General features: G+C 67.1%; 21 protein-coding genes. 16 read left to right on the top strand and 5 right to left on the bottom strand.

The genetic code is table 11. The annotated features are described in order from the left end of the window. Positions 1–181 precede the first annotated feature (181 nt). Positions 182–865, top strand: a complete 684-nt coding sequence (locus tag HMPREF3113_RS13170) for a pentapeptide repeat-containing protein (protein WP_070473265.1) — start codon at positions 182–184, stop codon at positions 863–865. A 128-nt stretch (positions 866–993) separates the two neighbouring features. On the opposite strand, the gene dapE is transcribed toward HMPREF3113_RS13170, so the two are convergent. Genes dapE through map form a run of 5 tightly spaced genes read right to left on the bottom strand, consistent with a single transcriptional unit; the run spans position 994 to position 6,984 of the window. Next, positions 994–2,121 (bottom strand): succinyl-diaminopimelate desuccinylase, encoded by a 1,128-nt coding sequence (gene dapE, locus HMPREF3113_RS13175; RefSeq protein ID WP_070473267.1) that lies wholly within the window; start codon positions 2,119–2,121, stop codon positions 994–996. Then, a complete protein-coding gene (locus tag HMPREF3113_RS13180; protein WP_070473269.1) occupies positions 2,118–2,480 on the bottom strand; it encodes an arsenate reductase in 363 nt (120 codons plus the stop codon). The genes dapE and HMPREF3113_RS13180 overlap by 4 nt, the downstream gene beginning before the upstream one ends. Before the next feature lie 12 nt (positions 2,481–2,492). Further along, positions 2,493–3,569 (bottom strand): 2,3,4,5-tetrahydropyridine-2,6-dicarboxylate N-succinyltransferase, encoded by a 1,077-nt coding sequence (gene dapD / locus HMPREF3113_RS13185; RefSeq protein ID WP_070473271.1) that lies wholly within the window; start codon positions 3,567–3,569, stop codon positions 2,493–2,495. Beyond that, a complete protein-coding gene (locus tag HMPREF3113_RS13190) occupies positions 3,569–6,208 on the bottom strand; it encodes a [protein-PII] uridylyltransferase (RefSeq protein ID WP_070473272.1) in 2,640 nt (879 codons plus the stop codon). Before HMPREF3113_RS13190 ends, dapD begins: the two co-directional genes overlap by 1 nt. A gap of 2 nt (positions 6,209–6,210) precedes the next feature. Next, positions 6,211–6,984, bottom strand: a complete 774-nt coding sequence (map, locus tag HMPREF3113_RS13195) for a type I methionyl aminopeptidase (protein ID WP_070473512.1) — start codon at positions 6,982–6,984, stop codon at positions 6,211–6,213. A 662-nt stretch (positions 6,985–7,646) separates the two neighbouring features. Between map and rpsB the strand changes: the two genes are divergently transcribed. The 15 genes from rpsB to HMPREF3113_RS13270 all read left to right on the top strand — a co-directional run bounded on the left by rpsB (position 7,647) and on the right by HMPREF3113_RS13270 (position 24,017). Then, positions 7,647–8,474 carry a 30S ribosomal protein S2 gene (rpsB, locus tag HMPREF3113_RS13200; RefSeq protein ID WP_070473274.1) on the top strand — a complete coding sequence of 276 codons (828 nt, stop codon included), beginning with the start codon at positions 7,647–7,649 and terminating at the stop codon, positions 8,472–8,474. Positions 8,475–8,600: 126 nt separating this feature from the next. Then, positions 8,601–9,479 carry a translation elongation factor Ts gene (gene tsf, locus HMPREF3113_RS13205; RefSeq protein ID WP_070473277.1) on the top strand — a complete coding sequence of 293 codons (879 nt, stop codon included), beginning with the start codon at positions 8,601–8,603 and terminating at the stop codon, positions 9,477–9,479. 192 nt (positions 9,480–9,671) lie between these two features. Next, positions 9,672–11,171 (top strand): GGDEF domain-containing protein, encoded by a 1,500-nt coding sequence (locus HMPREF3113_RS13210; protein ID WP_070473279.1) that lies wholly within the window; start codon positions 9,672–9,674, stop codon positions 11,169–11,171. 133 nt (positions 11,172–11,304) lie between these two features. Further along, the gene (gene pyrH, locus HMPREF3113_RS13215) at positions 11,305–12,033 is read left to right on the top strand and encodes a UMP kinase (protein WP_019184398.1); all 729 of its coding nucleotides are present in this window, start codon (positions 11,305–11,307) and stop codon (positions 12,031–12,033) included. Between the two features lie 99 nt (positions 12,034–12,132). Further along, complete coding sequence (frr, locus tag HMPREF3113_RS13220; RefSeq protein ID WP_046272044.1) at positions 12,133–12,690, top strand: ribosome recycling factor; 558 nt, start codon at positions 12,133–12,135, stop codon at positions 12,688–12,690. A 41-nt stretch (positions 12,691–12,731) separates the two neighbouring features. Continuing rightward, positions 12,732–13,466, top strand: a complete 735-nt coding sequence (gene uppS, locus HMPREF3113_RS13225; protein WP_087947514.1) for a polyprenyl diphosphate synthase — start codon at positions 12,732–12,734, stop codon at positions 13,464–13,466. Then, entirely contained in the window at positions 13,463–14,287 is an 825-nt protein-coding gene (locus HMPREF3113_RS13230; RefSeq protein WP_070473281.1) for a phosphatidate cytidylyltransferase, read from the top strand. Before uppS ends, HMPREF3113_RS13230 begins: the two co-directional genes overlap by 4 nt. A 2-nt stretch (positions 14,288–14,289) precedes the next feature. Then, complete coding sequence (locus HMPREF3113_RS13235; protein WP_070473284.1) at positions 14,290–15,480, top strand: 1-deoxy-D-xylulose-5-phosphate reductoisomerase; 1,191 nt, start codon at positions 14,290–14,292, stop codon at positions 15,478–15,480. Between the two features lie 34 nt (positions 15,481–15,514). Further along, positions 15,515–16,873: an RIP metalloprotease RseP gene (gene rseP, locus HMPREF3113_RS13240; RefSeq protein ID WP_070473514.1), complete on the top strand. Its 1,359-nt coding sequence runs from the start codon at positions 15,515–15,517 to the stop codon at positions 16,871–16,873. A 73-nt stretch (positions 16,874–16,946) separates the two neighbouring features. Further along, positions 16,947–19,313: an outer membrane protein assembly factor BamA gene (gene bamA / locus HMPREF3113_RS13245; RefSeq protein WP_070426936.1), complete on the top strand. Its 2,367-nt coding sequence runs from the start codon at positions 16,947–16,949 to the stop codon at positions 19,311–19,313. 482 nt (positions 19,314–19,795) lie between these two features. Continuing rightward, positions 19,796–20,818, top strand: coding sequence for a UDP-3-O-(3-hydroxymyristoyl)glucosamine N-acyltransferase (gene lpxD / locus HMPREF3113_RS13250; RefSeq protein WP_046272048.1), 1,023 nt, complete (start codon positions 19,796–19,798; stop codon positions 20,816–20,818). Beyond that, positions 20,815–21,270 (top strand): 3-hydroxyacyl-ACP dehydratase FabZ, encoded by a 456-nt coding sequence (gene fabZ / locus HMPREF3113_RS13255; RefSeq protein ID WP_019184406.1) that lies wholly within the window; start codon positions 20,815–20,817, stop codon positions 21,268–21,270. Before lpxD ends, fabZ begins: the two co-directional genes overlap by 4 nt. 19 nt (positions 21,271–21,289) lie before the next feature. Then, positions 21,290–22,081 (top strand): acyl-ACP--UDP-N-acetylglucosamine O-acyltransferase, encoded by a 792-nt coding sequence (lpxA, locus tag HMPREF3113_RS13260; RefSeq protein WP_046272049.1) that lies wholly within the window; start codon positions 21,290–21,292, stop codon positions 22,079–22,081. Next, positions 22,078–23,358: a lipid-A-disaccharide synthase gene (gene lpxB / locus HMPREF3113_RS13265; protein ID WP_070473286.1), complete on the top strand. Its 1,281-nt coding sequence runs from the start codon at positions 22,078–22,080 to the stop codon at positions 23,356–23,358. The genes lpxA and lpxB overlap by 4 nt, the downstream gene beginning before the upstream one ends. After that, on the top strand, positions 23,355–24,017 hold the full coding sequence (locus tag HMPREF3113_RS13270) for a ribonuclease HII (protein ID WP_070473288.1): 663 nt from the start codon (positions 23,355–23,357) through the stop codon (positions 24,015–24,017). The genes lpxB and HMPREF3113_RS13270 overlap by 4 nt, the downstream gene beginning before the upstream one ends. The last annotated feature ends 40 nt before the right edge of the window (positions 24,018–24,057 follow it).

Here is a 24,057-nt window from a genome sequence, read left to right on the forward strand (position 1 = left end):
CCCGGTAGAGCCGACCGTTGGTCGGCTGCACGTGTCGCCCCACGTGTCTGCACCAACGGCAGCCGACCAACGGTCGGCTCTACGTCGGAGGGGACCACGTATGCGCGCCGGTGACGCTGTACACACTCCGCCGCTGCCTTCAAGACTGCCGCCTGCGCCGCCCATCACCGAGAATGGCCGCATGACCACCGCCATTTTCCGCGACGACACGCTCACCCGCGAGCGCATGCAGGCCATCATTGCCGCGCATCCGCGCGCGGCCGCCTTCGAGAACTGCACGTTCGATCACGGCGACTTCTCGCGGCTGGACATGGATGGGTTCCAGTTCAACCAGTGCTCGGTCACCGGTGCGAACTGGCTGGCCGCCTCGCTGGAAGAAACCCAGTGGACGAAGTGCCGCGGCAGCCAATGCGATTTCAGCTCGGCGCTGCTCAGCGATGCGCGTTTCGCGCACTGCGATCTGAACAACAGTCACTGGCGGCGCGCGACGCTGTCCTCGGTGCAGTTCCAGGACTGCAAGCTGACCGGCGCGCATCTGCAGGAAGTGACCGGCTGGGCGCTGGAATTCCGCGATTGCCTGCTGGTCAGCGCGGACCTGCGTGGGATGTCGTTCCGCAAGGCGCAGTTGGAGGGCATGGATTTTTCCGAGGCCGAGCTGTCCGGCTGCGATTTCCGCGATGCGGTGTTCAACGGCGGCAGCCTGCGCAATGCACAGACGCGGTTGACGCGCTTTGAAGGCGCCGACCTGCGCGGCACCGACATCAGCGGGCTCAACGTGATGGATGCCAAGCTGTTCAAGAAGGCGGTGATTTCACAGCGCCAGGCGGCGGCCGCGTTGGCGTCGTTCGGGTTGATCGTGGCGTAAGGGCGAACCGACCAACGGTCGGTTACACCCGGTAGTGCCGGCCGCTGGCCGGCTCTCATGACTGTCAGACCGACGGAGCAGCCGGCCAGCGGCCGGCACTACCGCGGCCGTCGGTTCCATCGCTGGACTCAGGCCAACAGGCGCTCGATCAAGCGCTGGTACAACGCCGGCAGCGCTTCCAGGTCCGCCACGCGGATGTTCTCGTCGACCTGATGGATGCTCGCATTGACCGGCCCTACTTCGATGCACTGCGCGCCCAGCGGCGCGATGAAGCGCGCATCGGAGGTGCCGCCACCGGTGCTCTCTTCCGGCGGTGCACCCGCAAACTCACCCAGTACCTCGCGGGCGACCCTGCGCAGCGTGCCTTCCGGGGTATAGAACGGCTCACCGCTGCGATGCCACTTGAGCGTGTACTGGAGTGCATGACGCTCCAGCAGCGCAGCGATCTCCTGCTCCAGCGCGGGCGCGTTCCAGTGCGGGTTGTAGCGCAGGTTGAACAGCACCTGCAGCTCACCCGGAATCACATTGTTGGCCCCGGTGCCGGCATGGATGTTGGAGACCTGCAGGCTGGTCGGCGGGAAGCTCTCGAAGCCATCATCCCAGTGCCGTGCGGTGAGTTCGGCCAGGGCCGCAGCGGCCAGATGGATCGGATTGCGCGCCTTGTCCGGATACGCCACATGGCCCTGCACGCCGTTCACCGTCAGCGTCGCCGAGAGGCTGCCGCGGCGGCCCACGCGCAGCAGATCACCCAGCACCGCGGTGGAGGACGGCTCACCGGTGATGCACCAGTCGATTTCCTGACCGCGCTCGCGGAAGATATCGGCCACGCGACGCACACCGTCGATGGCATCGCCTTCCTCGTCGCTGGTCAGCAGCACCGCCAGCGTGCCGGCATGATCGGGATGCGCGGCCACGAACTGCTCGGCGGCGACCACGAAGGCGGCCACGCTGCCTTTCATGTCGGCCGCGCCACGTCCGTACAGCACGCCGTCACGGATCTGGGGATCGAACGGATCGCTGGTCCAGGCCGAGACCGGGCCGGTCGGCACCACGTCGGTATGCCCGAGCAGCACCAGCACCGGTGCGCCCTGCCCGTGTGTGGCCCACAGGTTGTCGACCTCGCCCAGGCGCAGCTGTTCGCAGTGAAAGCCGGCGCGTTCAAGACGGCCGGCCAGCAGCGCCTGGCAACCGGCGTCCTCGGGCGTGACCGAGGCGCGCGCGATCAGGTCGCAGGTCAAGGCAACGACGTCGTTCACGCGCCCACTCCGAACCGCTGCTTGAAGCCGTTGTCCGAGAAGCCCTGGGTCATCACGCCATCGGCGCTCACCACCACCGGGCGCTTGATCAGCTGCGGGTACTCGCGCAGCAGCAGCTTCCATTCGGCCTCCGAATCGGCCGCCTTGCGGTTCTCCGGCAGCTGCCGCCACGTGGTGGAGGACCTGTTGATCAACGCGGGAAAGCCACCGGCCTGGGCCGCCCAGTCGATCAGGGTTTCCGGCGTTGGCTTGTGCTCACGGTAGTCGACGAAGGTATACGGCACCTGGAAACGGTCCAGCCACTTGGTGGCCTTCTTGCAGGTGTCGCAGTTCTTCAATCCATACACGGTGGTGGTCATGGCGTGCCCGGCTCAGTCGGCCAGGCCGCGCAGCAGGTCGTTCACGCTGGTCTTGCTGCGGGTCTTGGCATCGACCTGCTTGACGATCACCGCGCAGTACAGCGAGTGCGAGCCGTCCTTGGACGGCAGCTGGCCGGACACCACCACGCTGTACGGCGGCACCGAGCCGTAGCTGATTTCGCCGGTGGCGCGGTTGTAGACGCGGGTGCTCTGGCCGAGGAACACGCCCATGCCGATCACGCTGTGGTGGCCGACCACGAAGCCTTCCACCACTTCCGAACGCGCACCGATGAAGCAATGGTCTTCGATGATGGTCGGGCTGGCCTGCAGCGGCTCGAGCACGCCGCCGATGCCGGCGCCGCCGGACAGATGGCAGTGCTTGCCGATCTGCGCGCACGAACCCACCGTGGCCCAGGTGTCGACCATGGTGCCCTCGCCCACGTAGGCGCCGATGTTGGTGAAGCTCGGCATCAGCACCACGTCCTTGCCGAAGTAGCTGCCGCGGCGCGCGATCGCGCCGGGCACCACGCGCACGCCGGCGCGGCGGAACTTGGCTTCATCGAAGCCGGCAAAGCGCGATTCGACCTTGTCCCAGAACGGCGCCGGACGCGCGTCGACCACGGCCATGTCGTTGACGCGGAAGTACAGCAGCACCGCCTTCTTCAGCCATTCGTTGACCTTCCAGCCACCGTGGCCATCGGGCTCGGCGACGCGGAATTCGCCGGTTTCCAGGCCATCAATGACGCGGCCGACCAGCGGCTTGGTGGAGCCTTCGATCTCGTGCAGGGTCAGCGTCGCGCGGCGCTCGAAGGCGCTTTCGATGCCGAACTTGAGTTCTTCCACACCCGGCGTGGCCGGCTTGCGCAGCGACTTGCGCGCGATGGTGGCATCACGGCTGGCACTGCGCTTGGCGGCGCTCTCGGCCGGGGTAGCAGCGACCTTGCGGGCCGGCGCCTTTTTGACCGGCGCTTTCTTCACCGCGGGCGCCGCCTTCTTTGCGGCAGCGGTCTTCTTCACCGCAGGCGCGGCAGCAGGGGTCTTGGCCGCCGCGGTCTTCGCGGCAGTCTTCTTGGCAGGCTTGGTGGCCATCAGTGGGGGTCTCCGGCTTTTCGATCAGGGTCCAGGCAGGCGAGCATGGCGTCTTGCAGCTGCTGTCTGGCGGATTCGGTGAGGGCGTGATCATGCTCATCGCTGATCACGAACATGTCTTCGGCGCGTTCGCCGAAGGTGGCGATGCGCGCATCATGCACGCGCAGCCGCTGGTTGCGCAGCACGAACGCCACGTCGGCCAGCAGGCCGGGGCGGTCGGGCGCGACCAGGCTGAAACGGGTGCTGGTGGTCTCGCCATCGGTGACATCGCGGAACTCGATGCGCGGGGCGAAACGGAAGTGCCGCAGCTGGCGCGGAATGACCCGCCGCGACGGACGCAGCCGGGTCAGGTCGCCGGACAGCGCTTCACGCAGGCCGGCCTCCAGGCGCAGCGCATCGCCATCGGCGAAGCTGTCGGCCGGGGTCACTTCAAACGTATCGAAGATGGTATCCACCGGGCCGTCCAGCACACGCGCGCGGTGGATGCCGTAGCCCTTGCGGTCCAGCGTCATCACGATCGCGGCGAACAGGCCATCGCGGTCCGGCGAGTGCACGAACACCTCCAGCGCGTGGTCGTCCGGGGTGATCCGGCGCACCTTGACCAGGGTCTGGCCCTGCTTGACCGGTACCAGCGCGGCGGCCTGCCAGGCAAGCTGCTCGGGCCGCAGCCGGATGAAGCTCTCATCGGGCATCACGGTGAACTGACGCTCGATCGTCGCGTCGTCGTAGCCGCGCTCGCGCACCAGCTGGCGCACTGATTCGCGGGCTTCGGCCACCCGCTCGGCGGCCGGCATCTGGTTCTCCAGCCCGTCGCGCAGCGCGCGCCGTGCCGCGAAATACAGGTCGGCCAGCAAGCGGTCCTTCCAGGCATTCCACAGTTTTGGGCTGGTCCCGGCAATGTCGGCGCAGGTCAGCAGATACAGGTAATCGAGCCGGTCGCGGCTGGCCACCAGGGTGGCGAAGCGATGGATCACGTCCGGATCGGAGATGTCCTGTTTCTGCGCGGTGACCGACATGCGCAGGTGCTGCTCGACCAGCCAGGCCACCAGCTCCGTATCGGAACTGCTCAGCGCCAGCGCCTGGCAGAATTCGCGCGCATCCACCGCACCGAGTTCGGAGTGATCGCCGCCGCGGCCCTTGGCGATGTCATGGAACAGGCCGGCCAGCAGCAGCAGTTCCGGTTTGCGCAGGCGCGGCCAGACCTCATGCGCGATCGAGAAACGCTCGTCGGCGCGGCTGCTGGCGAATAGGCCGATGTTCCGCAGCACCATCAGGGTGTGCTGGTCCACGGTGTAGACGTGAAACAGATCGAACTGCATGCGCCCGGAGACCTGCGCGAATGCGGGGATCCACTGACCGAGCACGCCCAGGCGCGCCATCCGCGCCAGCGTGTCGACCGCGCGCGGGCTGCGCAGCAGGGCCAGGAACTGCTCGCGTGCGGCGGGACTGGCGTCGGTATACGCGGCCAGGTCCGGCAGCGCCTCGGCCAGCGCGCGGGCAGTCAGCGAGTGCAGGCCGCGCACATCCGGGTTATAGGCCCAGCTGGAGAACAGCGCGAACACCTGTTCGATGTCGCCCTCGGGCCAGGCCGGATCGTTGGCCGCCAGGTAACCACGGCGCAGCGAGAACCCCACGCTGACCGGCTCGGGCACCGCCTCGCCATCGAACTGTTCCTCGAAGCGCTGCAGCAGGCGGTCGCTGATCCGCCGCACCACGGTGGCGCTGCGGTAGAAGCCCTGCATCATTTTTTCCACGGCCAGGCTTTCGATGTCGTCTTCGAAACCCAGGCGGGCGGCAAGTGTCTTCTGGTAATCGAAACGCAGGCGCTCTTCGGGCCGGTTGGCGACCAGATGCAGGCCGAAGCGCAGCCGGGCCAGGGCGCAGCGTTCGCGCTTGAGCGCGGCCGCTTCATCCGGGCCGAGGTGGCCCAGGCCGACCAGTGCTTCCAGGTCGCGCACGCCGAAGGCACGCAACGCCATCCAGCCCAGGGTATTGAGATCGCGCAGGCCGCCGGGGCCGTCCTTGATGTCCGGTTCCAGGTTGTCGGCGGTATCACCAAAGCGCTGATGGCGGGCCAGCAGCTCTTCACGCTTGGCGAGGAAAAACTCGCGCGGCGGCCACAGGCCGTCCACGTTCACCGCGGCCTTCAAGGCCGCGCGCGCGATGTCGTCGGCAACCACCGGGCGCGATTCGATCAGTGCGGTCAGCACGGTCTGGTCGGCGCTGGCCTGGGTGCACTCGGCCGGCGAACGCACCGCGTGACTCACGGGCAGGCCGCAATCCCACAGCAGCGCGAAAAAGCGCGCCAGCCCGGATTCGTGCCGCCGCTGCTGTTCCGGCGTACCCAGCACCAACACGTCGATATCCGAGCGCGGGAACAACTCACCGCGCCCATACCCACCGACGGCAAACAAGGCCAGTCCAGACCCGGCCGGCAGGCAGCGGTGCCACGCCAACCGGATCAGGTGGTCGGCCGCGCGGGCGCGCAACGCGAGCAGGCGCTCGATGTTGTCGCCCTGGTCGAAACGGCGGTACAGCCGTGCGTCGGTCTGTTGCAGCGACTGGCGCGCCAGCGCCGCCCAGTCCGGGTCGGCGACGGATTCGGCCGGCGCGTCCAGCATCGGGCTCGCCGGCAGCATGCTCAGACCTGCGATTCGCCGGGCGAGAGGGTCAGCACGTCGACGCCGGTCTCGGTGACCGCGACCATGTGCTCCCACTGCGCCGACAACTTGCGGTCCTTGGTGACCACGGTCCAGCCATCGGGCAGCACCTTGTTGTAGCGGGTGCCCTCATTGATCATCGGCTCGATGGTGAAGGTCATGCCCGGCTGCAGCACCAGGCCCTGGCCCGGACGACCGTAATGCACCACCTGCGGCTCGTCGTGGTAGACCTTGCCGATGCCATGGCCGCAGTACTCGCGCACCACGCTGAAGCGCTCGGATTCGGCATAGCTCTGGATCGCATGGCCGATGTCACCCAGCGTCGCGCCCGGCTTGACCGCGCGGATGCCGCGCCACATGGCTTCATAGGTCGCATCGACCAGGCGCTTGGCCATGACCGACGGCGTGCCCACGTAGTACATGCGGCTGGTATCGCCGTGCCAGCCATCCTTGATCACGGTGACATCGATGTTGACGATGTCGCCGTCCTTGAGGACCTTGGCGTCGCTGGGAATGCCGTGGCAGATCACGTTGTTGACCGACGTGCAGACCGTCTTGGGAAAGCCGCGGTAGCCGACATTGGCCGGCGTCGCCTTCTGCACATTGATGATGTGGTCATGGCAGATGCGGTCCAGCTCTTCGGTCGTCACGCCCGGCTTGACGTGGGGGGTGACGATGTCGAGCACTTCGCTGGCCAGACGGCCGGCGATGCGCATCAGTTCGATTTCCTCGGGGGTTTTCAGATTCACGCTCATGGCGCCCATTATCGCCGATCCGGGGCCAATCTGAACGGGATTGGATGGAACGCTGACAGCCGCGGTTTGGGCCCGGCCCCTGGCCAGCTAGCTGAACAAGCGTGATGCGTATCGCAAAACGCGACCTTGTGCCGAAGACGGCCATTGATTGGGTCCTATCTGCACGGTCCGATACAAGACAGGCGGCAGCCCGTCGGCGCCCCGCCTGCGCCTCTATAATGGCGGCGACGGCCATGCCCACCTGGCCGACCTCGTGTTCGTGGACGCCCACGGGCGTCGCCACCCGCTGATCGAGGGCCTGGCCGGCTATGTGCTGCCGCGCAGCGCCCGCAGCTGGGACCTGCCGCCGCGGCCGGCTACGTCGGCGGCCAGTTCCGGGCCCGGCTCAACGAGGCCGCCGATGCCCCGCTTGCCCCCGTGATTGCGCCTGCGCCCGGCACCGGGCTATAATCGACCGGATCCCTGCCGCCTTGGCGCGGGAACACGTCAACACCGGACGTCACCGGTGAATCCACACCTGCCGCCCATATCCGTGCCGGGGTGCTCCGCAAGGAGTTCGGTCACGGAAGCGACAGGGAAGCCAAACCCCGGAACCCCCCGCCTCACGGCGGACCGCCCAACTATTACCCGTGGCGGCCGGTTCCCTATCAGGAGTTACTGCAATGCCCCAGGTCACCATGCGTCAGATGCTGGAAGCCGGCGTCCATTTCGGCCACCAGACCCGTTACTGGAACCCCAAGATGGGCCAGTACATCTTCGGCGCCCGCGGCAAGATCCACATCATCAACCTGGAAAAGACCGTTCCGCTCTTCAATGACGCGATGAACTTCATTTCCAGCGTTGCGCAGAAGCGCGGCACCATCCTGTTCCTGGGCACCAAGCGCAGCGCCCGCGAGTCGATCCGTGAAGAAGCCGAGCGTTGCGGCATGCCGTTCATGAACCAGCGTTGGCTGGGCGGCACCCTGACCAACTTCCGTACCGTGAAGCAGTCGGTTGCCCGCCTGAAGGAACTGGAAGCCGGTGAGACCGACGGCAGCTTCGACAAGCTGGTCAAGCACGAAGTGCTGGGCCTGCGTCGCGAGCGCGACAAGCTGGAAGCTTCGCTGGGCGGCATCAAGGACATGAACCGTCTGCCGGACGCGATCTTCGTCATCGATATCGGCCACGAAGACATCGCCATCAAGGAAGCCAAGAAGCTCGGCATCCCGGTGATCGCTGTGGTCGATACCAACTACAACCCGGAACTGGTCGACTACGCGATCCCGGGCAACGACGACGCCATCCGTGCCGTGCAGCTGTACGCCCGCGCCGCTGCCGACGCCGTGCTGGAAGGCAAGGCTGCTGCGCCGCACGCTGCCACCGTCCGTGAAGAAGAGTTCAGCGAAGCCGCTGCTGGCGAAGAACCCAAGCCGGCCCGCCGCGCTCCGGCCAAGAAGGCTGCTGCTGCTCCGGCCGCCGACGCGCCGGCTGCTGGCGAAGCCCAGGCCTGATCCAGGCCCGCGGTGGGCGCAGCGCGCCCACCGCTCCTGTCCGCTGCCGATGGCGCGACGACAGGACACTGTCATACGGGCCGGCCACCATGCCGGCCCAACCCCTTTCTTTCGTGAGGAAATTCCGTGGAAATCACTGCTTCCCTGGTCAAGGAACTGCGCGAGCGCACTGGCGCCGGCATGATGGAGTGCAAGAAGGCACTCGTCGAAAACGGCGGCGACATCGACGCCTCGGCCGAATGGCTGCGCAAGTCCGGCCTGGCCAAGGCCGACAAGAAGGCTGACCGCGTGGCTGCCGAAGGCATCATCGTGGCGGCCCAGGACGGCGGCAAGGCCGTGCTGGTCGAAGTCAACTCGGAAACCGACTTCGTCGCCAAGGACAGCAACTTCCTGGACTTCACCAAGGCTGTTGCTGCCACCGCGCTGAGCTCGGGCGCTGCCGACATCGACACCCTGAAGGCCGCCAAGCTGCCGTCCGGCGAGACGATCGAAGAAGCCCGCGCCGCCGTCATCGCCAAGGTTGGCGAGAAGGTCGACGTGCGTCGCATCGTGCGCCTGGAATCGACCAACAACGTCGCTGCCTACGTGCACGGCGGCCGCATCGGCGTGCTGGTCGAGCTGGCCGGTGGCAACGAAGAGCTGGCCCGTGGCCTGGCCATGCACGTGGCTGCCATGAACCCGCCGCACAACAAGGCCGCCGATGTGCCGGCCGAGTTCGTTGCCAAGGAAAAGGAAATCGAACTGGCCAAGATGTCCGACAAGGACAAGTCCAAGCCGGCCGATATCCTGGAAAAGATCATCAGCGGCAAGATCGCCAAGATCGTCAACGAAGTGACCCTGTACGGCCAGCCGTACGTGCTGGACACCAACCAGTCGGTCGAGCAGGTCCTCAAGGCCGTCGGCGCCGACGTGGTCGGCTTCCAGCGTCTGGCGGTCGGCGAAGGCATCGAGAAGGTGGTGGAAGACTACGCCGCCGAAGTGATGAAGCAGGCCGGCCTGGCCTGATCTTCACCGCTCGAATGTGTTACGAAAGAAGCCGCGGACTCCGCGGCTTCTTTTTTTTGTCCACTGGCTTTGCTTTGTGTGCCGGATCAGGACAATACTCCCAAACCGATCTGCCGCGTCAACGCAAGAAATCAAGGACGAAACTGTGATGCACCTCAGGTATTCTTGCCCCAACATACTGACAACCCCGCCATGCCTCCCGAGCTGACAGCCGCCCTGGCGCTCTGCCGCAACCTGCCCTCCCCGCCCGGTATTGCCCTGCGCATCATCGAACTGGCGCAGGATCCGGAAGCGGACATCACCACCGCCGCCGACATCATCGCCATCGACATGGCGTTGAGTGCCCGCATGCTGCGCATCGCCAATTCGCCGCTGTATGCCAGCCGCCGCCGGATCGAGAATCTCGGCCAGGCGCTGACGATGCTCGGCCTGAATGCCACGGTCAGCCTGGCCCTCGGCTTCACCGTGACCCAGAACCTGACCGCCGCCGGCGACGGCCAGGACCTGCGCGAGCGCGCGTGGCGCCGCAGCATCCTCAGCGCCCTGGCCGCCAGCCTGCTGGGGCAGGCGCGCGGCCTGCGCAAAGCCGAAGAGCTGATGCTGGCCGGCCTGCTGCAGGATATCGGCGTACTGGCACTGGCCCAGGCGCAACCGGACACCTACCTGCCGCTGCTGCGCCAGGCCACCGACAACGGCGCGCTGGTCGCCCTGGAGCGCGAACACCTGCAGTGCAGCCACGCCGACGTCGGCGCGTGGGTCGCCGAGGAATGGGGCCTGCCGCGCTACCTGGTGGACAGCATCGCGCACAGCGAATCGCCCGCCACCGGCGATGACAATTTCCAGAACTGCGTCGCCCTGTCCGGCGCGGTGGCCGATATCTGGCTCGGCACCGATGCCGATGCCGCGCGCGAGCACGCCCTGCAGCAGGTGCATGACACGCTCGGCCTGGACAGCGCCCAGTTCGACCAGGTCCTGGCCCGCATCGGTGAATCGCTGCCGGACATCAGCACCCTGTTCGAGACCCCGCTGTTCTCGCCCTCGCGCGTGCAGCAGCTGATCGACCATGCCCAGGAGCTGGCCACCCTGCGCAACCTGCGCGAGATGCAGGACGCCGCCCTGGCCCGCAAGCGGGCGGATGAATTCGAAGCGCGCGCCAACCGGCTGGCCGAGCAGGCGCACCGTGACGCCCTGACCGGCGTGCTCAACCGCCGCCAGCTGGAAGCCGTGCTCGAGCAGGAATTCCTGCGCGCCACCCGGCATGGCTGGCCGCTTTCGGTCGCCTTCATCGACCTGGACGACTTCAAGAAGATCAACGACGCCCATGGCCACCTGATGGGTGACCAGGTGCTGCGCATGTTCGCCACGAAGCTGCAGGAGCAGCTGCGCAACAGCGACACGGTGGCCCGCTTCGGCGGCGAGGAATTCATCGCGCTGCTGCCCAACACCACCGAGCCGGTCGCGCTGGAAGTGGTGCGCCGGGTGCTGGCCAGCATCGTCAACACGCCGATGGCCGAAGTCGCCAGCGGCCCGCTGTTCGTGACCTTCTCGGCAGGCGTGGCGACCCAGGGGGGCTATGAGCGTTTCGCCGATGTCCAGGATCTGCTCAAGGCCGCCGACGACGTGCTGTACCGCTCCAAGAACCTGGGCCGCAACCGGGTCATCGCGCGTTCGCCCAGCACCGCACCGGCCTGAGCGTTACCCCCGCGCGGGGCCGTCATCACGGCCCCCACAGCGCCCCCATGCGCCGCACCGCAGCAAATTTATGCTGCCCGATGGCCCGGCTTCCAGTAGAATCCGGGCGTTTTCCACGCACCCAGAGATCGCCATGTCAAAGCTCGCCTATCGCCGCATCCTGTTGAAAGTTTCCGGGGAGGCGCTGATGGGAGACGAGGACTACGGCATCGACCCCAAGGTGATCCACCGCCTCGCCCGTGAGGTGATGGAAGCCCAGGCGGCCGGCGCCGAAGTGGCCCTGGTGATCGGCGGCGGCAACATCTTCCGCGGCGCCGGGCTGGCCGCAGGCGGCATGGACCGGGTCACCGGCGACCAGATGGGCATGCTCGCCACCGTGATCAACGCGCTGGCCATGCAGGACGCCCTGGAAAAGCTGGGCGCCAAGGCCCGCGTGATGAGCGCGATCAAGATCAACGACGTCTGCGAGGATTACATCCGCCGCCGCGCCATCCGCCACCTGGAAAAGGGCCGCCTGGTGATCTTCGCCGCCGGCGTCGGCAGCCCGTTCTTCACCACCGATTCCGGCGCTGCCCTGCGCGCGATCGAGATCGGCGCGGACCTGCTGCTGAAGGCCACCAAGGTCGACGGCGTGTACGACAAGGACCCGAACAAGTACAGCGACGCGGTCCGTTTCGACAGCCTGACCTACGACGAAGTGATCCGCCGGGGCCTGGAAGTGATGGATACCGCCGCCTTCGCGCTGGCCCGCGACAGCGACCTGCCGCTGCGCGTGTTCGACATGGGCCAGCCGGGCGAGCTGCTCAAGATCCTGCACGGCGACAACATCGGCACCCTGGTCCAGGGCCGCGACAACGCCTGAGCCTGAGCGGCGCCCCACGCCGGGCGCCCTGAACGGCCCGGAAAGGGTCGGTATTCGCCTATAATCGCCCGATTCCCAGTTACATCCAGGATTCGGGCGATGCTCAACGAAATCAAGCAGGACGCGCAGACGCGCATGGCAAAGAGCATCGATGCTCTGAAGCACACCCTCACCTCCATCCGCACCGGCCGTGCTTCCCCGGCCCTGCTGGACCGCATCACCGTCAAGGCCTACGGCACCGACACCCCCCTGAACCAGGTCGCCTCGATCAGCGTTTCCGAGGGCCACTCGCTGGTCATCACGCTGTTCGACAAGGGCATGATCAAGGACGTCGAGAAGGCGATCTACGCCTCCGATCTGGGCCTGACCCCGAACGTGGCCGGCACCGTCATTCGCCTGAACCTGCCGCCGCCGACCGAAGAGCGCCGCAAGGAGCTGGGCAAGCAGGTCCAGAAGGAAGGCGAAGGCGCCAAGATCGCCATCCGCAACATCCGCCAGGACGCCAACAAGGCGATCGCCAACCTGATCAAGGACAAGGCGATCAGCGAAGACGACAAGAAGCGCGGCGAAGATGACATCCAGAAGCTGACCGACAAGTCCATCAAGGACGTCGACAGTGTGGTCGCCGAGAAAGAAAAGGAACTGATGGCGGTCTGAGCCCCATGTCCCAGGCCCCGACCAGCGGCACTGCCGCGCCCATGCCGCGCCACGTCGCCATCATCATGGATGGCAACGGGCGTTGGGCACAGAAGCGTCGTCGCCCGCGCGTGATCGGCCATCGTGCCGGCGCGCGCGCGGTCAACCGCACCATCGATTTCTGCCTCGACAACGGCATCGCCGCATTGACCCTGTTCGCCTTCTCCAGTGAAAACTGGGGCCGGCCGACCGATGAGGTCGATGCGTTGATGAAGCTGTTCCTCAATGCGCTCGACCGCGAAGTGGACGAGCTGCATCGCCGTGGCGTGCGCGTGCGTTTCATCGGCGAGCGCGAGCGCTTCGGCGCCGGGCTGGTCAGCCGCATGCAGCTGGCCGAGCAACGCACCGCCGACAACCGTGCGATGACCCTGAGCATCGCCGCCAGCTATGGTGGCCGCCAGGACATTGCCCGCGCCGCTCGCGAACTGGCCGCCGAGGTCGCGGCCGGCCGCCTGCTGCCCGAGCAGATCGACGAAGCGATGCTGAGCAGCCGCGTGGCCCTGGCAGACCTGCCGCCGCCGGACCTGTTCATCCGCACCGGTGGCGACACCCGCATCAGCAATTTCCTGCTCTGGCAGCTGGCTTACACCGAACTGTGGTTCACCGACGTACTGTGGCCCGAGTTCGACGCCGCCGTCCTGCAGCAGGCGATCGACGCCTATGCTTCGCGTGAACGCCGTTTCGGCCTGACCAGCGCCCAGATCGCCGCCTTGGCCACCGAGACCTCTTCCCCATGACCAAGACCCGAGTCATCGCCGCGCTGATCATGGCGCCGGTCGCCATCCTCGCCATCCTGATGCTGCCGACCCAGTGGCTGGCCGCTGCCGCTGCCGCGGTGTTCCTGATCGGCCTGTGGGAATGGCTGAAGCTGGCCGACGTGGAAGACACCCTGGCCCGCACCATCCTGCTGGTGCTGAACCTGGTGCTGATGGTGCTGATCGTGTGGGCCGATGCCGGCTCGCTGGTGCTGTACCAGATCGCCGCGCTGGTCGGCATCGGGTGGTGGTTGCTAGCCCTGCTGTGGCTGCGCTTCTTCAACTTCGGCGCCAGCCCCAGCAGCCCGGCGCGTGCCCTCAAGCTGCTCGCCGGCACCCTGGCGATCGTGCCGGCCTGGGCATCGCTGGTGCTGATCCATGCCAGTGGCGAGAACGGCCACCTGTGGCTGCTGACCGCGCTGGCCGTGGTCTGGGCCGCCGATTCGGGCGCCTATTTCGCCGGCCGCACCTTCGGCCGCACCAAGCTCGCCCCGCGGATCAGCCCCAACAAGACCTGGGAAGGTCTCGGCGGCGGCATGGTCGCCGGCCTGATCGTGGCCCTGGGCTTCGGCTGGCTGGCCGGGATCGACAGCGGCCACCTGATCGGCCTGATCATCACCGCCGTGGTGACCGTGTTCGCCTCGGTGCTGGGCGACCTGTACGAAAGCCTGATCAAGCGCCACGCCGGTGCCAAGGACTCGGGCCACATCATCCCGGGCCATGGCGGCGTGCTCGATCGTATCGACGGCGTCCTTGCCGCCCTGCCGGTGTTCGCACTCGGCAAGGAAATCTTCGGGTTCTAACCATGGCCAGCGCTTCCGCCCCCCGCCAGGTCGCCGTGTTCGGCGCCACCGGTTCGATCGGCGCATCCGCGCTGGACGTGATCGCACGCCATCCGGACCGCTACCAGGTCACCGTGCTCGCCGCCGGCCGCCAGGTCGATGCGCTGGTTGCCCTGTGCGCCCTGCATCGCCCGGCCCATGCCGTGATCGCCGATGAATCGCGGTACGCCGCCCTGCGCGACGGCCTGCGTGACGCCGGCCTGGCCACCCAGGCCCATGCCGGCGCCGGGGCGCTGGACCAGCTGGCCGCCAGCGATGTCTGCGACACGCTGGTCGCGGCGATCGTCGGCGCGGCCGGACTGTCCTCGACCCTGGCCGCCGCCGCGGCCGGCAAGCGGATCCTGCTGGCCAACAAGGAATCGCTGGTGCTGGCCGGCGAGCTGCTGATGCGCCAGGCCGCTGCCGCCGGGGCCGAGATCATCCCGATCGACAGCGAGCACAGCGCGATCTTCCAGTGCCTGCGTTCGCGCGATGCCAGCCTGGACGGTGCCGGCGTGCGCCGGATCATCCTGACCGCCTCCGGGGGCCCGTTCCGTGGCCGTACCCGCGAACAGCTGGCCCAGGTCACCCCGGCCCAGGCCGTGGCCCATCCGAAGTGGTCGATGGGCCCGAAGATCTCGGTCGATTCGGCGACGTTGATGAACAAAGGGCTGGAAGTCATCGAAGCCCACCACCTGTTCGGCGTCCCGGGCGAGCGTATTGACGTCCTGGTCCACCCGCAGAGCCTGGTGCATTCGCTGGTCGAGTTCGTCGACGGCTCGACCCTGGCCCAGATGGGCCTGCCGGACATGCGCACCACCCTGGCTGTCGGCCTGGGCTGGCCGCAGCGGATCGAATCCGGGGTCGGCGGGCTGGACCTGCTGACCCAGGGCCGGCTGGATTTCGAAGCCCCGGACACCGAGGCGTTCCCCTGCCTGAAGCTCGCCTGGCAGGCCATGGCCGCCGGCGGGACCGCCCCGGCGATCCTCAATGCCGCCAACGAAGTCGCGGTTTCAGCGTTTCTTCAGGGGCGGGCAGCTTTCCTTGCCATTCCAGCGCTGGTCGCTAACGCTCTGTCAACACTGTCGAGCGAGTCCGCCGATACACTGGAGGGCCTGCTGACCGCCGATCAGCGCGCCCGCCAGATCACCCAAGCCGCCATCGACCACGCCTGAATGCCCCACACGCCCCCTTACAGTGCTGATCACCATGGGTGATTTCATCGGATCCGTCTGGTGGATGATCGTCAGCCTTGGCCTGCTGGTGACGTTCCACGAGTTCGGTCACTACTGGGTCGCCCGCCGCTGCGGGATCAAGGTGCTGCGCTTCTCTGTCGGTTTCGGCAAGCCGCTGTGGTCGCGGCGCAACCGCGCGGGCACCGAATTCGCGATCGCCGCCATTCCACTGGGTGGCTACGTGAAGATGCTGGACGAGCGCGAGGTCGAGGTACATCCCGCCGAGCGCGGCCAGGCCTTCAACCACAAGACCGTGTGGCAGCGGATCGCGGTGGTCGCCGCCGGTCCGGCCGCCAACCTGATCCTGTGCATCGCCCTGCTGTGGGCGATGTTCGTGATCGGCAAACAGGATTACTCGGCCACCATCGGCCGCACCACCGGCATGGCCCAGACCGCTGGCCTGCAGGCCGGCGACCGTGTGGTCAAGGTCGATGGCCGCAGCGTGGCCACCGCCGGCGAGGCCAGCATGGCGCTGACCACCGCGGCGATGGATCGTCACGATGCCAAGGTCGAGGTCCTCGACGGTCTGGACCAGGTGCGGACCCGCACCCTGCCGCTGTCGCAGCTGCCGGCCGGCTTCGATGAACGCCGCGTGCCCCAGCTGACCGGGTTGAGCTGGCAGTTCTGGCTGCAGCCGGCGCTGGTGGACAAGGTCCTGCCCGACGCAGCCGCCCAGGGCGTGCTGGTGCCGGGCGACCTGATCGTGGCCGTGGACGGCCAGCGTATCGAAGGTGCCGACCAGGTGCCGGCGCAGATCGCCGCGCTCGGCCAGCGTGGCGGCCCCGGCATGATCGACGTCCTGCGCGGCGGCGAGCGGCTGGCGCTGGAGATCACCCCCCGCCAGGGCGTGGACGGCCGTGGCCAGCCGACCTGGCAGATCGGCATCGGTTTCCCGGAGACCCACGCCCCGTCCTACGACGCCGAACTCAAGTTCGGGCCGTTTGCGGCAGTGCCCGTGGCCCTGCGCGAAACCGCCCGGATGGCGGGCGATTCACTGGGGATGATGCGCCGCATCGTCACCGGCAACGCCTCGCTGCAGAACATCTCCGGCCCGGTCACCATTGCCCGGGTCGCCAATGTCTCGGCCAAACGTGGCCTGGACTGGTTCCTGTATTTCCTGGCCCTGCTGTCGCTGAGCCTGTGCATCATCAACCTGTTGCCCATCCCCATCTTGGACGGCGGGCACCTGCTGTATTACCTTATCGAGTTGGTCAAGGGCAGCCCGCTGAGCGAGCGCGCCATGGCTGCCGGGCAGTATGTGGGCCTGGCGCTGCTGGCCGGGCTGATGGGATTGGCGTTCTACAACGACATCCTCGGCCTGGTCCCGCGATGAACTTTTTTCCTTTTGTCGTCGTCTTATGCGCCGGCATCCCGCAATGTTGAAATCGACTCCAACCGGACGTGACATGACGCGACTCCCCAATCGCCGCCTGCTGGCCCTCGCACTCGTTGCCGGTTTCGGCGCGCCCGCCCTGGCGCAGGCAGCCGAGCCCTTCACCGTCAGCGACATCCGCGTGGATGGTCTGCAGCGCATCACCTCCGGTACCGTGTTCACCTACCTGCCGGTGGAACGTGGCGACACCATCACCGACAACAAGGTCGGTGAAACCATCCGTGCGCTGTACAAGACCGGCTTCTTCGAAGACGTCCAGCTCAACCGCCAGGGCGACATCCTCGTGGTCACGGTCAAGGAACGCCCGGCGATCAACAAGTTGACCGTCACCGGCAACAAGGACATCAAGAGCGACCAGCTGCTCAAGGGCCTGAGCGACATCGGCCTGACCGAGGGCGGCACCTTCGACCGCCTGAGCCTGGACCGCGTGACCCAGGAACTGCGCCGCCAGTACAACGACCGTGGCAAGTACAACGTGGACATCACCCCGACGGTGAGCCCGCTGGACCGCAACCGCGTGGACATCGCCATCGCGATCAAGGAAGGCAAGGCCGCCAAGATCCAGCACGTCAACCTGGTCGGCACCGAGAAGTTCCCCGCCAAGGACATCCTGGAAACCTGGGAATCCAAGGAGCACAACTGGGCCTCGTGGTACCGCCGCGATGACCAGTACTCCAAGGAAAAGCTGTCCGGCGACCTGGAAAAGCTCAACGGCTGGTACCTGGACCGCGGCTACGTGGATTTCAGCATCGATTCCACCCAGGTCTCGATCAGCCCGGACAAGCGCGACATGTTCATCACCGCCGGCGTGACCGAGGGTGAGCAGTACAAGATCTCCGAGATCAAGGTCACCGGCGACACCATCCTGCCGCAGGAAGATGTCGAGCGCATGGTGATCCAGAAGTCCGGCGACACGTTCTCGCGTGCGCTGCTGGAATTCAGCTCGGACCAGATCACCAATTCGCTGTCCAACATCGGCTACGCCTTCGCCAAGGTGAACCCGATCCCGACCAGCAACCGTGCCGACCGCACGGTGGCCATCAACATGCAGGTCGTTCCCGGCCCGCGCGTGTCGGTGCGCCGCATCACCTTCAAGGGCAACACCCGCACCTCCGACGAAGTGCTGCGTCGTGAAATGCGCCAGTTCGAGAACAGCTGGTACTCCCAGGCTGCGATCGACCGCTCCAAGATCCGCCTGCAGCGCCTGGGCTACTTCGAATCGGTGGACGTGGAAACGCCGCCGGTCACCGGCAGCAACGACCAGGTCGACGTGGTCTACAACGTCAAGGAAACCACCTCGGGCAGCTTCGTGTTCGGCCTGGGCTATTCGCAGTCCTACGGCATGACCACCTCGGTGCAGCTGTCGCAGAACAACTTCCTCGGCGGCGGCAACCGCGTGTCGGTCGAAGCCTCGCGCAGCAGCTACCTGCAGCGCTACGGCTTCAGCTACACCAACCCGTACTTCACCGATGACGGCGTCTCGCTGGGCTACAACCTGTCCTGGCGCGAACTGGATTACTCCGACTTCAACACCGCGCAGTACAACAGCACCAACGGTGCCGCGCAGGTGGTGTTCGGCGTGCCGATCACCGAGAACGACACCGTCTCGCTGATGGTGGGCATCGACAGCAACCAGATCACCACCTACCAAGGCTCGACCCCGCAGGCGATCATCGATTACATCGACGCCATCGGCCAGCGCACGTTCCATTCTTGGCGCACCGAGCTGGGCTGGGCGCGCGATACCCGCAACGACTACTTCATGCCGACCCGCGGTACCTACCAGCGCGTGGGCCTGGAAACCACGCTGCCGGGCTCGACCGTCGAGTACTACAAGCTGAACTACCAGTTCTCCAAGTACTGGCCGATCATCCCGCAGCTGGTCATCAACACCCGCGCCGAAGTCGGCTACGGCGACAGCTACGGCAATGACACCACCCGCGTGATCACCAACCCGGATGGCAGCACCCGCGTGGTGACCGCCTCGGGCCTGCCGTTCTACGAGAACTTCTACGCCGGTGGTACCAACTCGGTGCGCGGCTTCGAGGACAACACCCTCGGCCCGCGTTCGGAACCGACCCTGAGCTACAACCGCGGCCAGCCGCTGGGTGGCTCGCTGAAGACCGTCGGTTCGGTCGAAGCCTACTTCCCGCGCCTGTTCGACAGCCCCTCGGCCCGCATCTCGGCCTTCGTGGACTTCGGCAACGTCTACAACGGCGTGGACAACTTCAAGGCCAACGAACTGCGCGTCTCCACCGGTGTGGCCCTGCTGTGGCGCGCCCCGGTCGGCCCGATCTCGATCAGCTACGCCTTCCCGCTCAAGAAGGAAGACGGCGACGAAGTCGAGCGTCTGCAATTTACGTTCGGCGGCCAGTTCTGACCGCCTAACGTGAATTGCCCAAGGTTTGCGCAGCAAACCTTGGGGCCCAACGATTCCTCCTATCCCCCGCGCCGTCGGCGCGGCCCCCTTGACAGAAGGGGGCCTCTCCACCAGACGCGGTACGCATTCGCCGGGCTTTGCCCGGCGTTTTCGTTTTGGCGCTGGGAGCGATCATGGCTCCGTGCCGATCGGGGTTCGAACCGATCATGGATCGGTGCCGCTTTGGGGTGGCACTGGTCGTTCGATGCCGCTCTGGGTAGGTGCCGACCGTTGGTCGGCACGAACGTCCGGGATCAATGCGAGCCGGCCAGCGGCCGGCACTACCCTGCCGCGCGCGGGTTGAACCATCGGGGTCCGTGGGGGCTGTCCGCCACGGAGCCGCGCGATCGCCCCGGATGCGCCGGGCCGCAACAAACCGCCCACCACACCCCGGAACCCCCGCCCCGCATGACCGTTTCGGCATCACACGGTAAACTCCCCCGGTGAACACTCCTACCTATACCGCCCAGCAACTCGCCGAGCAGTTTGGCCTGCAGGTCCATGGTGATGGCAGCACCGCCATCCATGGCGTGGCTACGCTCGCCCATGCCGGCCCCGGCCAGCTCACCTTCCTGGCCAACCCGCGCTACCGCGCGCAGCTGGCCGACAGCCAGGCCGCCATCGTCGTGCTGCGTGCCGAGGATGCCGAGGCCGCGCCCGGCGCCGCCCTGGTCGCCAAGGACCCGTACACCACCTTCGCCAAGATCGCCGCGCTGTTCGACATCGCACCGCCGCGCGCGCCGGGCATCCACCCCAGCGCCTGCATCGATCCGGACGCCCAGGTCGCCGCCAGCGCCCACATCGGCCCGTTCGTCACCATCGGTGCCCGCAGCGTGGTCGGTGAGAACTGCATCGTCGGCCCCGGCAGCGTGATCGGCGAAGACTGCACCCTGGAGACAGGCTGCGAGCTGATCGCCCGCGTGACCCTGGTCACCCGCGTGAAGCTCGGCAAGCGCGTGCGCATCCATCCCGGCGCCGTGCTCGGTGCCGACGGCTTCGGCCTGGCCATGGATGCCGGCCACTGGATCAAGGTGCCCCAGCTGGGTGGCGTACGCATCGGCGACGACTGCGAGATCGGCGCCAACACCTGCGTCGACCGCGGCGCGCTGGAAGACACCGTGCTGGAAAATGACGTGCGCCTGGACAACCTCGTCCAGATCGCCCACAACGTCCAGATCGGCGCCCACTCGGCCATCGCCGGCTGCACCGGCATCGCCGGCAGCGCCAAGATCGGCCGTTACTGCCTGCTGGGCGGCGCCGTCGGCGTCGTCGGTCACCTCGAAATCTGCGACAAGGTCGTCATCACCGGCAAATCGGTGGTGCGCAACTCCATTCATGAGCCGGGCGAGTACTCCTCCGGCACCCCACTGACCGACAACCGCACGTGGCGCAAGAATGCCGCGCGCTTCAAGCAGCTCGATGCGCTCGCCCGGCGCATCCTGTCTGTGAGCAAGGAGAAGGAATGAGCAACAACCAGAATCTGCCGGACATCAACCAGATCCAGCAGTTGATCCCGCACCGCTATCCGTTCCTGCTGGTGGACAAGGTGATCTCGCTCGATTTCGAGAACCGGAAGATCGTCGCCACCAAGAACGTCAGCATCAACGAGCCGTTCTTCCAGGGCCACTTCCCGGGCCAGCCGATCATGCCCGGCGTGCTGATCATCGAAGCCATGGCCCAGGCCGGCGGCGTGCTCACCCAGCTCACCCTTGGCCGCGATGCGCAGTCCAAATTGTTCTACATGGTCAAGGTGGACAAGGCCCGTTTCAGCAAGCAGGTCGTGCCCGGCGATGTGCTGGAAATGCACGTGGAGATCAAGCGCGTGATCCGCAACATGGCGGTGTACGACTGCGTGGCCAAGGTCGATGGCGAGATCGTCGCCTGCGCCGAAGTGCTGTGCGCCGGCACCCGCGAATGATCCTGGCAGGAGAACTGCAATGAGTGACAACGCCCCTCTCATCCACCCCACCGCGGTCATCGACCCGTCGGCGACGCTGGCTGCGGATGTGCGCGTGGGTGCGTTCTGCCTGATCGGTGCGGACGTGGAGATCGGTGCCGGTACCGAGATCGGTCCGCACTGCTCGATCCATGGCCCGACCCGGATCGGCCGCAACAACCGCTTCATCGGCCATGCCGCGATCGGTGGCGAGCCGCAGGACAAGAAGTACAAAGGCGAGCGCACCGAACTGGTGATCGGCGATGACAACGTCATCCGCGAATTCGTCACCATCAACCGTGGCACCGCCGGTGGCGGCGGCATCACCACGGTCGGCAACGACAACTGGATGCTGGCCTATACCCACGTGGCGCATGACTGCCACGTCGGCAACCACTGCGTGTTCTCCAACAACACCACGCTGGCCGGCCACGTCACCGTGGGCGACTACGTGATCATCAGCGGCTTCGCCGGTGCCCACCAGTTCTGCCGCATCGGTGCCCACGCCTTCCTCGGCATGGGTGCGCTGACCAACGGCGACGTGCCGCCGTTCACCATGGTTGGCAGCGACAGCCTGGGCCGCCCGCGCGGCATCAACAGCGAAGGCCTCAAGCGCCGTGGTTTCGACGCCGAACGCATCGCCAGCATCAAGCGCGCCTACCGCACGCTGTACGTGGCCGGCCTGCCGCTGGCCGAAGCCAAGGTGCAGCTGGCCGAACAGGCCAGCCACAGCGCCGATGTGAAGGACCTGCTGGACTTCATCGAAAGCGCCGAGAGGCCCCTGCTGCGATGACGGGTCCAGGCGGGCACACCCCGGGCATCACGACCGCCGAGATCATTCCGCTCGCTGCGATGGCGACCAGCGTCGAACAGACGCTGGCCGTGCGCACCTCCGACCGGCCGGTGCGGATCGCCCTGGTGGCCGGCGAAGCCTCCGGCGACCTGCTCGGTGCCGGCCTGGTCCGCGAGCTGCGCCTGCGCTTCCCGAACGCCGAGTTCGCCGGCATCGGCGGCGATGCCATGCGCAGCGCCGGCTGCCAGACCTGGTTCGATGCCAGCGAACTGGCGGTGATGGGGCTGACCGAAATCCTGCGCCACCTGCCGCGTCTGCTCAAACTGCGCCGCGAGTTCCGCGCGCGTGCGCTGGAGTGGCAGCCGGACGTGTTCATCGGCATCGACGCACCGGACTTCAACCTCGGCGTCGAGCGCTGGCTGAAGGACCGCGGCATCCGCACCGTCCATTACGTCAGCCCTTCCGTCTGGGCCTGGCGTGAGAAGCGGGCCGAGAAGATCGGGGCCAGCGCCGACCTGGTGCTGTGCCTGTTCCCGATGGAACCACCGATCTACGCCAAGCACGGCATCGACGCCCGCTTCGTGGGCCACCCGATGGCCGATGACATCCCGCTGCACAATGATCGCGAACAGGCGCGTGCCGAGCTCGGCCTGCCCTCCAATGCCAAGGTGCTGGCGGTCCTGCCGGGCAGCCGCCTGGGCGAGATCGGCAAGCTCGGCGAGCCGTTCTTCGAAGCCGCCTGGCAGGTCTCCGAACGCATTCCGGGCCTGCACGTGGTGGTGCCGGCGGCCAACGCCGCCTGCCGCCAGCTGATCAGCGAACAGCTCTCCGCCTCGGCCCTGCCGGTCGCCCATTCGCACCTGCTCGACGGCAACGCGCGAACCGCGATGATCGCCGCCGACGTGGTCGTGCTCGCGTCCGGTACCGCCACCCTGGAGACGATGCTGGTCAAGCGCCCGATGGTGGTCGGCTACCGCGTGGCCGAACTCACCTACCGCATCGTCAAAGCGCTGGGCCTGCTCAAGGTTGACCGCTTCGCCCTGCCCAACATCCTGGCCGGCAAGGACCTTGCCCCGGAACTGATGCAGCACGACTGCACGCCGGACAAACTGGCCGCCGCGATCCTGCAGTGGTTCGACCACCCCCAGCGCGTGATCGACCTGCACGACACCTACGAACGCCTGCACCTGCAACTGCGCCGCGATGCCTCCGCACGCGCCGCCGACGCGGTGACCGACCTGCTCGAACGCGGCCCCAACGGCGGTCGCGCCGCATGAGCCGTCGCCACGCCGCTGCCGCCTCGCTGGCCCTGTTCGACGGCGCCGCCCTGGCCACCGTCGCCCCGCGCTACGTGGCCGGCGTGGATGAAGCCGGCCGCGGCCCCCTGGCCGGCCCGGTCGCCGTCGCCGCCGTAGTGTTCTGCCCCGACCGACCGCGCCTGAACGGCCTGGACGACTCCAAGCAGCTCACCGCTGCCCGCCGCGACCAGCTCTACGACAAGATCCTGGACCGCGCCCTGGCCTGGCACGTGGTGATGGTGGACGTCGGCGAAATCGACACGCTCAACATCTACCAGGCCACGATGCTCGGCATGCGCCGGGCCGTCGAAGGCGTCGCCCACGTCGCCCAGTTCGCCCGCATCGACGGCAACGTGGTCCCCAAGGGCCTGCCCTGCCCGGCCCAGGCGTTGATCGGCGGCGATGCCCTGGACCGCGCCATCATGGCCGCCTCGATCCTGGCCAAAGTCAGCCGCGACCGCTTCATGCAGCGCCTGCACGACGCCCATCCGGAATACGGCTTCGACCAGCACAAGGGCTACGGCACCCCGGCCCACCTCGCCGCCCTGCGCAGCCACGGCCCCTGCCCCCAGCACCGGCGCAGCTTCGCCCCCGTGCGCGCGTGCCTGGAACCTGCGCTGAGCAGCCTCCCCGCCTGAGCGCTGCCATGGCCGGACGGCACCCGGCACCACAGCGCTG

Origin of the sequence: Stenotrophomonas sp. HMSC10F06 (assembly GCF_001807865.1) — a bacterium.
In the GTDB taxonomy this organism is placed as follows: Bacteria; Pseudomonadota; Gammaproteobacteria; order Xanthomonadales; family Xanthomonadaceae; genus Stenotrophomonas; species Stenotrophomonas bentonitica_A.